Genomic DNA, 14854 nt, shown 5'->3' with positions numbered 1-14854 from the left:
CGGTCGAACGGCGGCCGTATCGATCGCAGTCTGTATGCACGCCTTCTTGCGCGTATAGTAGCCGAGCGACCAGGGTCGACGCCCTCTCAGGAAGTACACAGGCAATGCAACCGCGTCAGCGATCTCCTTGATCCTGAAAACCAGACCGTCAACGTGCATGCCCGCTCCTAGAGGCGCTCCAAGAGCTTTTCAAATAGAGCCCACTGGCGCTCTTTGCCATACAAATCTCCGACCACTCGCCGTCCCCGCTCGGCTCTCGTCTTCATTTCGTCCCAGTCGCGCAGGCAATTCTCGATCTGGGTCAGGCAGTCATCGCCTGTCTCGTAGATCGCGATCGTCTGCCCAGGGTCCATCCCGTCCGGATACCTGCCCGCATCCGACAGCAGCAACGCTCCACACCCCATGGCCTCGAAGCAGCGCATATTGCCGCGATCGGTGCCTGCCATGTCGATCGCACCGTTGAGCACGATCTTCGCCGAGCCGAACAGTGCATAGAGATCCCGGCCGAACACCGGCGGTCGCGCGATGCCGGCGATGGCATCGGGGCGCCGGTGCTTCCCCAATGGCAACAATCGGCCGATCGTGCCTTCGGCAAGGCGCGTCAGCCGTGACGCGTCGAGGCAGAACACGAGGTCATGATCTCCCGCCAGACCCGCCACCTGCTCGAGGATCCGGCCCCGCGCGCTGTGATGCCGCGAATATCCGCCGACGAACGCCACGTCGATCGGCCGCTCGCCATGGCCGTATTGCTCCATCACTGGATCGACCGCAGGGAAGAACAGCTCGGCCCGGCATCCCTTGCCGCGCCACGACTCCAGGATAGAGGGAAAATTTCCCAGCACCGCGCCATAAGCAGTCAGGTCGGCGTTGCCCGATGGCGCAGCGCGCCAGCAGAGCGTGGTCTTCACGCAGCCGGGAAGCTTGGCGACGAACGCGCTCGGATAGCGCACCGGATCGAGATTATAGAACACCTCGGTTCCGTGGTGCTCGATCTGCGCGAGCAGGATCGCCTCGAGCGGCGGCGTCCCGGGCATCCCCTGCGCACGCGCCCACTGGCGCTGCAGCACCTCATCGTCGCCATTGGTGAAGAAGGCGTCGGGTGCACCATCCAGCACCGGTTTGAGGATGTGCGGCGCGCCGAAGCGATTCTGCAGGAACACCTCACGTCGCGCCTCGAAGCGCGACGCGTGCCGCGCGAGCTCGTTGAGGCGCGGTAGATAGGATGGGTAAAGGCCGCTATTCTGAAACAAACGCATGGGTTACGCGTACCTGGCCAACATCCATTTCATGTTAAGATACGGCCAGATCCGGCCGACCGTCTCCCAATCCCAACTTTGCGCTGCGGTCAAGCGGTCGACCGTCTGGCGAAGCGGCGCTTCGTCGACGATTGCGGCAAACGTCGGAACGTCGCGATCGAGCAAATCCGTAGTCCAGCCGGATAATGGCCCGTTCAGCCATTCCGGCATCGGCGAGTTGAAACCGACCTTGCGGCGCGCCGTACGGATGCTCTCCGGCATCAGGTTCGCCATCGCCTGCCGCGCCACCACCTTGGTATAGCCATCCGCCGCCTTGCTCGTTTCCGGCAACGCCATCGTGTAGGTCACCAGCCGCCAGTCCATGAACGGCATTCGCACCTCGATCCCGTGAGCCATCGAGAGCCGGTCGAAGTTGCGCAGGATGGTGGGCAGCGTGGTCGAGTGGAACATGCGGTAGAGCCGGCGATTCAAGGCACCCCATTCGCGCGGCAGTTCGTCATCCTCAGCCACCAGCGGAAGTGGCGCGGGAATGTTCGACAGGCCGCCACGCAGGAAATAGTGCCCCTGGCGCCTGATCATCTGCGCACGCAGGACATCGACACCGCGCTGCGCCAGCGGCAATCGCGAGGTGAGCGCGGCCGCCGCGTTCCGGATTCGGAAGGCGGCGGATTGGCCCTCCTGCAGGTAGGCCCCCATCAATTCATCCGCCCCATGGCCGTCGAGCGACACCGTGACGTTCTGGCGCCGGAGCTCGCGATAGATCAGCCATGCTGCGCTCGGCAACCCGATGTAGACATCGTCATTGTCGTCGAGGATCCGGTCGAGGTCGGTGAGCGCATCGCACCGCCCGATCTCGAGGAAGGTCGGCGTAACCTCGGCCCATGCGGCCGCTTCCTCGGCCATCGGCCGCTCGTCGTTGATCGCGCCCGGAAATGTCGCGACGAAGGCGTGGCGCCAGGCGGTGCTGTCACGCGGCCCCATCCCCGCCTTCTCGTGCGACGCCATGGCGCAGATCACCGCCGAGGAATCGAATCCGCCGGACAGGCACGTCCCGATAGGAACGTCACTGCGCATGCGCAAGGCCACGGAATCCTGAAACAGCTCGCGAAAGCGCGCCACGCGTTCGGCTTCGCTGGTCGGTATCTCAGGCAGATGATCCACGGTGCGCCACCAGCGGCGCAGCTCGATGCGCCCTTGCCGCAACCACATGAAGTGGCCGGCCTGCAGGCGGCGCAATTGGCGAAACAAGGTCCGCTCGCTGCCTTCGATCCCGAACGGATCGAGCAGCAACCGCCGCGCCACGTCGGTATCGATCGACGCCTCGACCAGGCCGCTGCGCGCCAGCGCCCGCTGCTCGGACGCGAACACGAAGCGCTCGGACGACAGTGCATACAGCAGCGGCTTGATGCCGAAGCGGTCGCGCGCCAGGAACAATTCGTCCGTGGTCGTGTCGTAGATCGCGAGCGCCCACATGCCGTTGAAGCGCGGGAGCATGTCCTCCCCCCATGCCTGCCAGGCGGCAAGGATCACTTCGGTATCGGACTGACTGCGGAAGACTGCGCCCCTCGCCTCGAGCTCGCGGCGCAATTCGAGGAAGTTATAGATCTCGCCGTTGTAGACGATCACGTGGCGGCGATCACCGGACACCATCGGTTGATAGCCACCCTCACCCGGATCGATGATCGCGAGCCGGCGGTGACCGAAAGCGAGGTTTCGCTTTGCATTGAACCAGCCCCCCTCGCCGAACGGGCCGCGATGCGCGATCAAGCTTGTCAGCTGCGAGAGCTCGGCGGGCTGCACGGGGTCGCCGCGCAGATTGACGATGCCGGTGATACCACACATGTCTAGCTGGCCTTAAAGTGCAGGAGGCGAGCCACGATGGCGCCAAGATCCCGCCAGCAGACCGCACTATAGGGGCCAAGTTGCGATGCAGCGACGGCGGCGACAAAGATCACCGCCGCCGATACCACGTAGAGCGACACCACATACCACCATGACGGCGGGTGGTCGAATGATGCATGCCCGAGCTGCGCACGCAGCGCCAGCGCAGTGACGATCCCGGCGCCGAGCGGTGCCAGGACGAAATGGACCACGCGCGACCATATGTCCGCAAGCTTGAAAGTCCGCCGCAACAGGAAGATCGTGGTGACCATCTGCGCGATCATGCCGACACAGGTGCTCCAACCAGCCGCCTGCCAACCGAAATGCGGCAACACAATCGCGCTGGTCGCCAGCGTGAAGGCTCCCGTAACCAGCGAGATCAACGCGTTGGAACCGGATCGCCCCTGCGACAGCAGATAGAATGCAAACACGTTGGCGCTCGACCCCAATATTCCGCTGATTGAGAGCACCACCAGCACCAGTTGGGCTTCGGCGGCCACCTCGGCGCCGGTCCATCGATACAGCAGCGCTCCGGCGACGGGAATGAGACCACCCAGCGCGCTCGCGGCGAGCACGTTGAGGATCCAAGACGAGCGCAGCAGGAGGTCGACCTTGCGGTCCTCGGCCTCCCTCTGCAGCGTGCTGAAGAACGGAAAGAGGATCTCGCCGATCTTCAGCACACCGATATAGACCGCCTCCTCCAGCCGCTGCGCGACACTGTAGAATCCGACGAACTGCGGCTGCAGCAGCGCTCCGAGCAGGTAGCGATCCGCCTGCACGGCAAACAATGCGCCGCTTTGCGCCGCGAGTTGCCAACCGCCAAGCCTGACAAGCGCGCGGAGTGCGTCGCGATCGAGCGCAGGTCGCGCGAGCCACCCTCGGATCGTGCGCCGCGACCAGCCGACAGCCATCAGAAAATTCGTCGCGAAGCCCAACGTCTGGCAACCGAGGAACGTTGAGGGACGCGGCGCCAGCGGGATCAGCAGCAGCATCGACATCGTCGTCACCAGGGTGCCCGTGATGCTGATCGACGCGATCCGCCGATAGTCTTGTCGCGCCGTGAACAGGGAAAGCAAGACCGCGAACAGGCACTGGAGCAGCCAACCGGCGCCGGCCAACGCAAAGGCAAGCCCAAGGTCGTCGGCCGCCGGCCCGCCCAAATGAAATCCCAGTCGCGCGAGCGGTGCTCCGGCAAGGCCGAGCAGCACCGCGATCAGGCCGCCCGCGACGATGGCAAGCGTCAGCGCGGTCGCGAAGAAGCGCCGGGCCTCGTCGCGATCGGACGGCGCGAGCCTTTGCGCGAGCTCGCGCGCCGTCGACAGGCCAAGTGCATTGCTGAACATCAGCGCCGGTGCGACGCAGGCCGTCACCAGACCCGCGACACCGAACGCGGCGAGGCCGAGACGTAAGATCACGAACGGCAGGATCGCCAAGTTGAGCAGCACCGCGACCGCGAAGGCGATCGCATTCCATGCCGAGTTCCCGAGCAGATCCGACGGACCTTTTTCAAACGCCATGCCAGCTTTCGGGCCATCGCTTCGAGGCGCACCAAGTGCCTCGTCCATCAAAGCAAACAAAACCGGGGCTAGCAGCCGGTGCAGAGATTGTCGAGGTTGGCTGACGGGGCCCGAACGCGGCGCGTAGGATGAATTCCCTCTTATTTGGCCTTCCGCCGCCCCTTCGGGTAGCCCGCCCTCAGGTGTTACAGATCGTCCCCAGCCAATTTACTGACCGCCGCGCGAGGAAGGAAGTTGACCTTGGAGATCCCAACAAGGATATAATGAGGCATGGATCCAACAAACCATGATGATGACGTAGCGCGTTTCCCGATCGAGCAAATCCGTCGGGAGCAGTTTGAGGCATACGAATCGGTCATCCTTAGCGGGCAAATGCCGGAAAGTGCCGTTCCAAAGTTTATGGAAGACAATCCAGCTTTCGCCGCGTGGTAGCGTAGAAAACGGTCTTGATAAAGACGATATTGATAAGCGGTATCGCGCAAGCTCGAGCCGTTTAGTTGTCATTACCGATGGTGTAAAATGCTGGCGAGGCATCTAGTCGGTATTGACGCCACCAACTTTTCATATTTGCACCAAGGTACCAAGTTGAACCTGCCTCCAAACCTGTGCGAAGATTTAGCCATTGGAGAATATTCTCCCTCTTTCCGTCCCGTAATTTTACGGAGAGATTCAGGCCGCATTGGGAGCCGCTCCAGGCGGCCCGCCAAACAAGAGGTGTTCTCAATGCCCTTTCCTCGCGCGTCCCAAGCCCTGTCCCGCTTCACCGTACTGGATCTGACCCGCGTTCGTTCGGGGCCGACCTGCGTGCGTCAGCTCGCAGATTGGGGCGCCAATGTGATCAAGATCGATGCCCTGCTGGAAGACGGCGGCGAGCAGCCGGGAGGTCCGCGCGGCGGATCCGACTTCCAGAACCTCCACCGTAACAAGCGCGCGATGACCCTCAACTTGAAGGATCCGAAGGGGCTCGAGGTGTTCAAACGACTGGCCGAACAGGCCGACGTCGTGGTCGAGAACTTCCGGCCGGACGTCAAGTTCAAGCTCGGCATCGACTATGAGAGCATCCGCAAGATCAATCCCCGCATCGTCTATGGTAGCATCTCCGGGTTCGGACAGGATGGCCCCTATCACAAGCGCCCCGGCTTCGATCAGATCGCGCAGGGCATGGGCGGCTTGATGTCGGTCACGGGCGCGCCCGGCGGCGGCCCGATGCGGGTCGGCATCCCGGTGGCGGACCTGACCGCCGGGCTGTTCTGCGCGATCGGCATCCTCACTGCGCTGCTCGAGCGGGACGTGTCCGGCGAAGGCCAGTGGGTCCAGACCTCGCTGCTGCAGGCCCAGATCTTCATGCTGGATTTCCAGGCCGCGCGCTGGCTGATGGAACAGGAAGTGGCCAAGCAGGCCGGCAACAACCATCCGACCTCGATCCCGACCGGCGTGTTCAAGACCTCCGACGGCTACATCAACATCGCCACCACCGGCGGCCGGATCTGGGAGCGCTGCGCCCAGGCGATCGGCGCGCCGGAGCTGATCACCGATGCCGATTACGCGACCGCGCCGGCGCGGTCCAAGAACCGCGATGCCTTGAACGCGAAGATCAACACGCTGACCGAGAAGAAATCGACCGAGACCTGGGTCCGCGAACTCAACGAGGCCGGCGTGCCCTGCGGGCCGATCTATTCGATCGACCAGATGTTCGAGGACGCCCAGGTCAAGCATCTCGGCATCGCGCAGCACGTGCCCAATGACGAGAACCGGCACATTCAGCTCGTCGGACAACCCGTGACGCTGTCGCGGACGCCGAGCAAGATGGCGGCGCGGCCGCCGGAGTTCGGCGAGCAGACCGAGGAATTGCTGGCCGAGTTCGGCTTCGGCAAGGACGAGATCGCCGAGCTCAGGCAGCGCAAGGTCGTCTGAAGTCACAGGCGCTTGCGAACCGCTACGCGAGTGGGGTCGATCCAGCCCATGATCGATGTCGCCTTGGCCGCCGGTATCGTGATCGTGTTGACGAAGCCGTTCGACAAGACTGTCACTCGCTGCTGGCAGCAAATCATCGCTCGAATCGCGAGAGGCTGCTGTCGCAGACTGTGCTCGCTAAGTTAAGGGAAGGCGAGAGCGTAGTGAATCTTCGGCGCACTGACATGATGCGCAGTCTCTTGTCCGAAGTACGAAATATGTCGCGGGAACTTTGCATTGGGTTCGCCTTTGACCAACGCGAATTTCGTCCAACAGCGCCCGCTAAGTTCATTCAAGTGGTGCAGCAGCTTGGATGACATTCTGGCTCTTCCGAAGCTTGCCGAGACCTTGACAAACGCTCAATTCGTTGCAGTTGATTGCCAAACCCAACAGTGCGCGGCGATTTGGGGCACACTAGATATGCCGAGCCCACTTCAAAACGGACCTATGACTGCGATTCTGGTGACACAACACTACAGTCCCGACGATACGTCGACTGCGATCTTCTTGACGGCCATTGCCGAAGAAATTGCGCGCGACATCGAGGTCGTAGTCATTTCAGGAACTGATGGCTCCCGGCTTGGGGGAAATCCCGCGGTTTTTGAAGTGCCCACCTGGACTACGCCAAAGGCCGCGCTCGTGCGCCGAACATTGGCGATGCTCTGGTTCTGCATCGCCGCTTTCGCGTTGGTGCTGTGGCGGGCAAGACCAAACACACCTGTGTTCGTTGTTACAACTCCCTTTCTTCTGCCCTACTTCGTGGTCCTCGCCGCTCGCCTTCGCGGTGCTCCGTCTGCATTGATCGTTTACGATCTATATCCCGAATCATTGATCGCGAGCGGAATTACGACTGAAAACTCGCTGGTAGTGCGTTTCGTGCGGCGGATGAATCATTGGCTGTTCAAGACGCTGGATGCGATCGTCACTATTGGGCGAGATATGGAAAAGCACATCGCACCGCAATGTGTGTCTCCGGCGGCTCGAATTCACTATATTCCACATTGGTCAACGCTGCCGCCGCGTGAACGAGCAATTGATCCAAACAACCTCTTCCGAAAGGAATACTCTGACAAGCTTCTCGTCGGACTTTCCGGCAACCTTGGATTCACGCATGATCCTGAAACCGTATTCAAAGCGGCCGAGAATCTAGCGGACGACACATCGGTTCACTTCATCTTGTCAGGTTGGGGGGTAGGCTGGAAGCGGCTCGTGGCGTATCAGAGGAAAACGTCTCTCCCCAATGTAACGCTGGTTGAACGGGTCCCCGAAGACCAACTCGACCAATTTCTCGCTGCGGCTGATGCATGGATCATTCCTTATCGCCGCAATATGTCAGGCATCTCGGTTCCAAGCCGGTTGTACAATTTGCTGGCTATTGGCCGCCCCGTCATCGCGCTGACGGAAGCCGACTCCGAACTAGCTCTCATGCTCACCGGCCACGACGCCGGATGGGTCGTGGAGCCGGAGAACGCATCCGCACTTGCACGCGCAATTGCCACTGCAGCGAGACGCCCCAGCGAGCTCGCCGCAAAACGCAGAAATGCGGTAACAGCCCTTACAGAAAGGTTTACGCGCGCTTCCGCGGGCACAGCGTACCGGACACTTGCGCACCGCTTGCGCGCATCACGCGTCGCCTCGTGATGTCCGATCAGGGTATCGTGAGGACCGACACTGGACTGATCTTCTGGATCACTCAAAGACTCCGACCGTGGCGAGACGAAAAGCTCTCCAGCTAGGAGCATCTAGCACAGCGCCAGCAGCGGATAGGTCCAAAGCGAGAACTGCAGCTCATATAAAGGCCAAGTTCAGCCTCGACTCGTAAGCAGTCCCCTTTCGCTAGCAAAGCATATCAAAAGCTGCCGCAAACAAAAATGCGCTCCGGCACCGATCACTGCCGGTGCCATCTCAGAATGAATCTTATACCAATCCGCTGAGGTGCTGACTCACGGCGGGCATTCCCAAATCAGAGGATCGATGATTCAACATGGCAACTGGAGGGAGTTGCCATGGGCCAGCCGATTGCGGTTCGAACGGATTTTGCAGCGGTTGAGCTGCGCCGGCTGGCGCGGCGGGCGAAGGACAGCGATCAGGTCCGGCGCCTTCTGGCGATCGCTGCGGTGCTCGATGGCGCATCGCGGGCGGAGGCCGCCAAGGTCGGCGGGATGGACCGGCAGACGCTTCGCGACTGGGTGATCAGATTCAACGAGCAAGGGCCTGATGGTCTGATCAATGTTCCCGCGCCAGGTGCGCCGGCGAAGCTCAACACGGAGCACCGGGCGTTTCTGGCGCGGATCGTGGACGAAGGGCCGACCTCGCCCATCCATGGCGTGGTGCGCTGGCGGGCCTGTGACCTGATCATGCGGCTGCATGAGGAGTTCGGCATCTCGGTGTCAGACGATACGGTCTATCGAGCCCTCAAGGACCTCGGTTTCTCACACGTCAGCGCGCGGCCGAGAGCGTACAGGCAGGATCCCGAGGCGATCGAGGCATTTAAAAAAAATTCCACGCTCGCGTGGAGGAAATCCGCCGCAGCCTTGCGCCGGACACGCCGGTAGAGGTGTGGTTTCAGGATGAGATGCGGGTGGGGCAGAAGAACAAGCTCACCTATCGCTGGGCTAGAAAGGGATCGCGGCCGCGGGCCGCACACGACCAGCGCACGCAATCGACCTACCTGTTCGGTGCCGTGTGCCCGGAGCTCGGAACCGGCGCGGCACTGGTTCTGCCCTTCTGCAACAGCGAGGCCATGCAGCTTCATCTCAACGAAATCGCAAGCAAGGTCAGCCCTGGCGCCCACGCCATCGTCATCCTCGATCAGGCCGGGTGGCACGGAGCGAAGGAGCTGAAGATCCCGCACAACATCTCGCTGATGCCGTTGCCGCCGCGTTCGCCCGAGCTGAACAGCCAGGAGAATATCTGGCAGTTCATGCGCCAAAATTGGCTGTCAAACCGCGTCTTCAAATCCTATGACGACATCGTCGATCACTGCTGTTACGCCTGGAACACTCTCATCGATCAGCCGTGGAAGATCATGTCAATCGCGCTCCGCGATTGAGCCTACATCGGTCGATCAATTTGAGGATTGGTATTAGTCTATTTGCTTTCTCGTCGGCAACACAAGTTAACTGGCTCCTGAACAGATCCGCTCTCATGTCCGCAAGACAATAAGCGTTGCCACATGTGGGATGCTTGAGTGGTCTCGTGGCAGGAGCTTCACACCGCCCCACACTCCCCGGTCAGGTCGCAGAAAGCCCCAGGCGGCTGTACAAGGTACGCATCGCCTCGCGCGCCTGCCCAAGGTACTCCCGTTCGAAGAGGCGGCGCGCGTTCTCACCCATCCGGCGCCGCACCGCGAGATCACGCAGTATTGCGACCGCAGCTCCGAGCGCTTCGACATCCGCATACGGAACAACGAGCCCGCAGTCCTCACGCGTCAATTGCTCCCCGAGCCGCATTCCCTTAGCACAAATGATCGGCTTCCCGAGCATCAATCCCTCGAAGAACTTATTCGGCGCGGCGAACTGATTGACTATGATTGAGGGATCGTACATCAATGCCATGATGTCCGCGGCTCGCGAGCGCGCCAAGGCTTCCTCGTGCGAAACCCGTATGACCTCTTCGAGGCCGTGCGCGACGAGGATTTGGCGCGACTGCTCGTCGGCAATCGTCCCATAGAGGTCAAGCTTCAATTTTGGATCGTTCCTTACAACCCGGCACCAAGCATCCAAGTTTCGCCGGTGCGACACGAATCCCGCGAGGCTGATGGTGATGTGGTCGTCGTGACTAAATTCATACCCAGTGAATCGATCCTCCTCGGGCGAATTCGGCATTAGGACAGCGCGCTTACGAGCGCTTCGCGGAACGAAATCCATCAATGCCGGCGACACCACAATGATTCCATCGCTTACTCGCGCGGCAAGTGATTCGAAAAGGTGGAGCGCGCTTGGGACAAAGCGACCGTAGTGGCTGGTCGAGAGCTTGACGGGATCACGAATGTCAAACACGAGCCGCGCCGACTTGAGCAGCTTACCGGTGACGCCAGCAATGGCAGAGAAAACATCGCAGAAATGGATAATGTCCGGACGGACGTGCGCAACTGTGCGCACAAGAAACGCTTGGTAGGCCGCGAGAGCCCGTGCACGGTTCCCTAATCCATCGAACGATCCGCCGGTGGTAAACAGCTCGTCGACGAAGTTCACGGGGGTACGGCTGCTGCCCGGATCGAGTTCGGCGCCGACGATCCGCCCAGAGAAGCCATTCTCACGCAGGAACTTTACATAGCGTTCGACGGCCGGGGTGACGTTGAGCGGCATCGCACGTGCGAAAAGTACAGTCCTCGACATCAGATCGACCCTACGGTTGATATCTGAACGCAATCTGCCAGATGATCGCTGGAAGGACCTGCTCGGCATGGTGCAGTGCCGCCGATACGCTTCAGCTATGTTTCAAGATGAATAATGAATGGCCCGCGATCCTGAACAGCATGACCGCCGAGGTTATTTTCTAGGTTGGATCACGATATCCGGGGTCCAAAGGCACAAAGGTAATCATAACAGCCGCTCCAACTTACAAAGGTTTACAGATTTCACTGTCAATGCGATAAGAGCTGCCGCATGCTTCACATGCAACTTCCGCTGATGCGTCCGGCAACCGCACGCCGCATCGACACATCCATCCGCGGCGAGCCGCGGGAACCCCCAACATAAGCGCAAAAGGTGCAACATCCCGATTGACGACGGCACCAGCGCCAATGAACGCATGCTCGCCAATCGTTGTGCCGCAAACGATAGTGCAGTTGGCTCCCAAGGTCGCCCCTTTGCGCACAAGGGTTCGGCGGTACTCGTCTTTGCGTGTGATCGCGGATCTAGGATTGTAGACGTTCGTGAAGACCATGCTCGGACCGCAAAAAACATCATCTTCAATCCGCACGGCATCGTAGACCGAAACGTTGTTTTGGATTTTTACGTTGTTGCCAATAACGACGTCGTTGCCAACGAAAACGTTCTGGCCAAGTGAGCACCCCCTACCGATCTTCGCCTTCCCACAAATATGAACCCAGTGCCAAACCCGACTTCCATCACCGATCTCAGCGCCCTCGTCTACAATTGCAGTGGGATGTATCGTTGTTACCATCTGATATCTCCAATGGAAGCACGCCGCGTCGCCGTCTTACCACCACTTGACTGTTAGTGGCCAATACTTCAAGCGGCGGAGTCTAGGAACGAGTGGCGTTATCGCACAGCCTTGCCCCTGCGCAATCCATCACCCGGAGCATCGCCATCGACTTTTTCGGAGACGCTGTAGCAAGGAGCTGGGGTGACCGCAACCAGTTGACCGAGGTCGGGGCCCCGGGCGGCGCCCTAACATGCCGCTGCGATACGATTAATTACAAAACGGAACCGCTCGACAGGGACACGCAACACATCGGCTTCGCGGTTCGCTTTGGCAAGCCCTCTGAGAGATGCGAGCGCATCGCAATAAGCGACAGAAGATCAACGTAGCTAGCGAGTATCGTTAGGTCGCACCTTCCGACCTAAAGGCCACCGAAGCCGCATCGGACGGACTCACGTTCGTCTGCGGACGAACATTCACCCAGGAGGATGCGATTATGCACAGCAAGAAACCATTACCAATCAAAACGCTGATAAGAGGGCCAACAAAAACACTGAACAAGAACAACAGGAGAATACACCGCAGCGCCCGATCGCTGGAGTGCGCAAAATAACTAATTGTCGCTCCGAGCAGCGCGCTGAAAGCAAAAACCCCTATCCACCCGAAGTTGACGAAAGCTTCGACGAAGTAGGCAGCATTAGCTGCGCTGGTCCCCGTGAGAGAGGGCCCCCATTCATACACGAAGACCTCTCGCTCAAAATAGACCCGCGGCAATTCCATCAGCTGCGACAGCACAAGGTTAGTCGCACCCAGCAACAGCTGCCCCTGATAGCTTTTCCACCAGTAGTCCAGCGAGTCAGTGACGGTTCTGATCGGAATGTAGAGGGCCCGATAAACCAAGAAATCCCTTGCATTCATTCCAGATGATTCAGCGAATCCCGAAACCACCGTGTTCAAGAACAACAGCAAGACCGCTACTGCGAGAAGCCAAGTAAGTTTGAACCGTTTGGTGTCGCTCACAGCCACGACCGCCATCAATGGGATAAACAATCGCAGGAAAAACGCTTTCTCTACGAACGCCAGCGTGTACAGTAAAAAGATGCCCAAAACTAACCAGCGGAAACGATACCGCCGTAAGATCGCGATACAGATGCAATAGGGCAGCAAAGCGCCTGCGAGCAAGATATTGAGATAAGGCAAAATCGCTGCCCACCCCACGCGTGCCTTGAGGAAATTTTCCCGCGAAACTGCGATTTGCTCGGGAGTAGCCCCCCGAAGCGCGTCCGCCAACGGCAACGAAGGCGCGGTAACTATTGTTACTGCGCAAAAGGCCAAAAACAGACATGTCACACCGTAGACTAGAATACGTCCACGCGTGTCGACGAAAACAGTCGAAGGCTGTTCTCGAAAGAACAACGTCGAGCCTACAGCAACTCCGGAAACGGCCAACCATGGAAGAAAAACCATATCGGAACGGGTGTGCACCGACATTGGCAAGTCCAAATACCAGACCACCACGCCGTAAAAAGCACTGAGTCCGACCATGAAAAGGAAGGCGCCCGCAGCCGGATTGACTAAGAATCGAAGTAGCCTCTCCATGAAATTGATCCGTTACGATCTCCTACCGATCGCCTGAAAAAGCAAGCTCCGCAAGCCTTCCGGAGTTGCGCTCGCGACACCGGCTTTCTTTCCACGAAGACCACCCCAAATATATCTTCCAGGGAGGGTTCTAGCAATGTGACGAGGCCAAATCGGCAGCGCACATAATCTATACCATCGAGTTCATCATCTGCCTAATGTCATCTTGACCAATACAGCAGCAGACGATCGATCTCCATCCGGAACGCGCGGGTGAGTCGGCCTCGGCCCAAGTGATCGTTGCTGGGCTAACTTTAGTACTCGACGATTCGCGACTTGGCGAAGAGGCACCGCGCTAGTTTTGTCGAAAAGACAAGACGGCACGTCCCCACCAAACCGCCAAGGCGGAATGCTCAGTGACAGATCTGGCATTGAGCGGCATGTATCTGCCTGCAGCGAAATTAGGGATTTCAGCCCCGGCCTCGTTCAGCACTAAGAGCCAAAACTCTCGTTGCAACTTTCTCGGAAGCACGGCCGTCACCATAGAATTTCGGCCAAATCGCAGGTGCCTTGGCGTTAAGGATCGCAGAACTTATGCGCTCAGGATCAGAGCCAACCAACATATTCCAACCGCTTTCGACTAGCTCGGTCCACTCGGTTTCGTTCCGCATCGTGACACAAGGCTTGCGCATGAAGAACGCCTCCTTTTGCACGCCACCCGAGTCGGTCGCGACGCAAGAGGCATACCGCTCAAGCTGCAACATCGTCACAAAGCCCACCGGATCCAAAATGATTACATTGCTGGGCACCGCTAGCTGGTAAGCGGCAATTTTGTCACGCGTTCGTGGATGGAGCGGCAACAAAACGGGACCACGGGAGCGACGCAGACCTTCGAAGATACCGGCCAAACGTGTTCGATCGTCAGTATTCTCGGCGCGATGGATGGTAGCCAGAGTGAAGCCGAGGGATTCCAATCCATAGTCCCTCAGGTTGAACTTATCGACGTCCGTCGCCGCGCCATAGCGCAAGCAAGCGTCGAACATCACGTCGCCAACGTTTTCTATGTATGCTTTCGACAGGCCTTCCGAGAGCAACTGGCGCACGGCCGTTTCGTTGGGCGCGAACAGAACGTCGCTAACGTGATCTGTTACAATCCGATTGATCTCTTCCGGCATCGCGCGATTGCCCGACCGCAAGCCTGATTCGACGTGAGCAACGGGAATATGCAGTTTAACCGCAGCGAGTGCACCGGCAAGCGTGCTGTTGGTATCGCCATAGACTACGACGGCATCAGGCCTGTCGTTAAGAAAGATTTCCTCAATTTGCTCAAGCATCCGGCCAGTCATAGCCCCATGAGAAAGGCCGTGCACAGCAAGTCGATATCGCGGAGTCGGAATTTGCAACTCGGCAAAAAACACGTCGCTCATATTGCTGTCGAAATGCTGACCGGTGTGGACGATATAGTGGTCCACATCGCTCTCCGCGGCAAAAGCGTGCGCAACGACGGCAGCTTTTACAAACTGTGGGCGCGCGCCAACTATCGAGATTATCCGTCGCATC

At 59.4% G+C, this 14854-nt stretch carries 11 protein-coding genes; 4 read left to right on the top strand and 7 right to left on the bottom strand.

Annotated elements, in window-relative coordinates; genetic code table 11:
* Positions 1 to 167: 167 nt before the first annotated feature.
* Genes MTX19_RS12880 through MTX19_RS12870 form a run of 3 tightly spaced genes read right to left on the bottom strand, consistent with a single transcriptional unit; the run spans position 168 to position 4654 of the window.
* Positions 168 to 1256 (bottom strand): glycosyltransferase, encoded by a 1089-nt coding sequence (locus tag MTX19_RS12880; protein ID WP_280983921.1) that lies wholly within the window; start codon positions 1254 to 1256, stop codon positions 168 to 170.
* 3 nt (positions 1257 to 1259) lie between these two features.
* The gene (asnB, locus tag MTX19_RS12875) at positions 1260 to 3098 is read right to left on the bottom strand and encodes an asparagine synthase (glutamine-hydrolyzing) (RefSeq protein ID WP_280983920.1); all 1839 of its coding nucleotides are present in this window, start codon (positions 3096 to 3098) and stop codon (positions 1260 to 1262) included.
* 2 nt (positions 3099 to 3100) lie between these two features.
* Positions 3101 to 4654: an oligosaccharide flippase family protein gene (locus tag MTX19_RS12870; protein WP_280983919.1), complete on the bottom strand. Its 1554-nt coding sequence runs from the start codon at positions 4652 to 4654 to the stop codon at positions 3101 to 3103.
* Positions 4655 to 4924: 270 nt separating this feature from the next.
* On the opposite strand from MTX19_RS12870, the gene MTX19_RS12865 reads away from it, so the two are divergent.
* The 4 genes from MTX19_RS12865 to MTX19_RS12850 all read left to right on the top strand — a co-directional run bounded on the left by MTX19_RS12865 (position 4925) and on the right by MTX19_RS12850 (position 9659).
* Complete coding sequence (locus tag MTX19_RS12865) at positions 4925 to 5086, top strand: hypothetical protein (protein WP_280983918.1); 162 nt, start codon at positions 4925 to 4927, stop codon at positions 5084 to 5086.
* 291 nt (positions 5087 to 5377) lie between these two features.
* On the top strand, positions 5378 to 6568 hold the full coding sequence (locus tag MTX19_RS12860) for a CoA transferase (RefSeq protein ID WP_280983917.1): 1191 nt from the start codon (positions 5378 to 5380) through the stop codon (positions 6566 to 6568).
* Positions 6569 to 6916: 348 nt separating this feature from the next.
* Positions 6917 to 8248: a glycosyltransferase family 4 protein gene (locus tag MTX19_RS12855; protein WP_280983916.1), complete on the top strand. Its 1332-nt coding sequence runs from the start codon at positions 6917 to 6919 to the stop codon at positions 8246 to 8248.
* 365 nt (positions 8249 to 8613) lie between these two features.
* A protein-coding gene (locus tag MTX19_RS12850) for an IS630 family transposase (protein WP_280986004.1) occupies positions 8614 to 9659 on the top strand; the annotation gives its coding sequence in 2 pieces (ribosomal slippage) (positions 8614 to 9151 and positions 9151 to 9659; 1047 coding nt in all).
* A 181-nt stretch (positions 9660 to 9840) separates the two neighbouring features.
* On the opposite strand, the gene MTX19_RS12845 is transcribed toward MTX19_RS12850, so the two are convergent.
* The 4 genes from MTX19_RS12845 to wecB form a co-directional block, all read right to left on the bottom strand.
* On the bottom strand, positions 9841 to 10917 hold the full coding sequence (locus MTX19_RS12845) for a glycosyltransferase (RefSeq protein WP_280983914.1): 1077 nt from the start codon (positions 10915 to 10917) through the stop codon (positions 9841 to 9843).
* Positions 10918 to 11170: 253 nt separating this feature from the next.
* Complete coding sequence (locus MTX19_RS12840) at positions 11171 to 11737, bottom strand: acyltransferase (RefSeq protein ID WP_280986003.1); 567 nt, start codon at positions 11735 to 11737, stop codon at positions 11171 to 11173.
* A 381-nt stretch (positions 11738 to 12118) separates the two neighbouring features.
* Entirely contained in the window at positions 12119 to 13315 is a 1197-nt protein-coding gene (locus tag MTX19_RS12835) for a hypothetical protein (RefSeq protein WP_280983913.1), read from the bottom strand.
* A 449-nt stretch (positions 13316 to 13764) separates the two neighbouring features.
* A complete protein-coding gene (gene wecB, locus MTX19_RS12830; RefSeq protein ID WP_280983912.1) occupies positions 13765 to 14853 on the bottom strand; it encodes a UDP-N-acetylglucosamine 2-epimerase (non-hydrolyzing) in 1089 nt (362 codons plus the stop codon).
* Between the last annotated feature and the right edge of the window lies 1 nt (position 14854).

Origin of the sequence: Bradyrhizobium sp. ISRA464, from assembly GCF_029910095.1 — a bacterium.
Lineage (GTDB): Bacteria > Pseudomonadota > Alphaproteobacteria > Rhizobiales > Xanthobacteraceae > Bradyrhizobium.
The sequence above is the reverse complement of the archived record's forward strand: the minus strand, read 5'-3'. Positions and strand labels throughout refer to the sequence as shown.

Bases quoted from the DNA above. Each gene is read 5' to 3' on its own strand.
- MTX19_RS12880 (WP_280983921.1), bottom strand. From the start codon at position 1,256: ATGCGTTTGTTTCAGAATAGCGGCCTTTACCCATCCTATCTACCGCGC.
- asnB (WP_280983920.1), bottom strand. From the start codon at position 3,098: ATGTGTGGTATCACCGGCATCGTCAATCTGCGCGGCGACCCCGTGCAG.
- MTX19_RS12870 (WP_280983919.1), bottom strand. From the start codon at position 4,654: ATGGCGTTTGAAAAAGGTCCGTCGGATCTGCTCGGGAACTCGGCATGG.
- MTX19_RS12865 (WP_280983918.1), top strand. From the start codon at position 4,925: ATGGATCCAACAAACCATGATGATGACGTAGCGCGTTTCCCGATCGAG.
- MTX19_RS12860 (WP_280983917.1), top strand. From the start codon at position 5,378: ATGCCCTTTCCTCGCGCGTCCCAAGCCCTGTCCCGCTTCACCGTACTG.
- MTX19_RS12845 (WP_280983914.1), bottom strand. From the start codon at position 10,917: ATGCCGCTCAACGTCACCCCGGCCGTCGAACGCTATGTAAAGTTCCTG.
- MTX19_RS12840 (WP_280986003.1), bottom strand. From the start codon at position 11,737: ATGGTAACAACGATACATCCCACTGCAATTGTAGACGAGGGCGCTGAG.
- MTX19_RS12835 (WP_280983913.1), bottom strand. From the start codon at position 13,315: ATGGAGAGGCTACTTCGATTCTTAGTCAATCCGGCTGCGGGCGCCTTC.
- wecB (WP_280983912.1), bottom strand. From the start codon at position 14,853: ATGCGACGGATAATCTCGATAGTTGGCGCGCGCCCACAGTTTGTAAAA.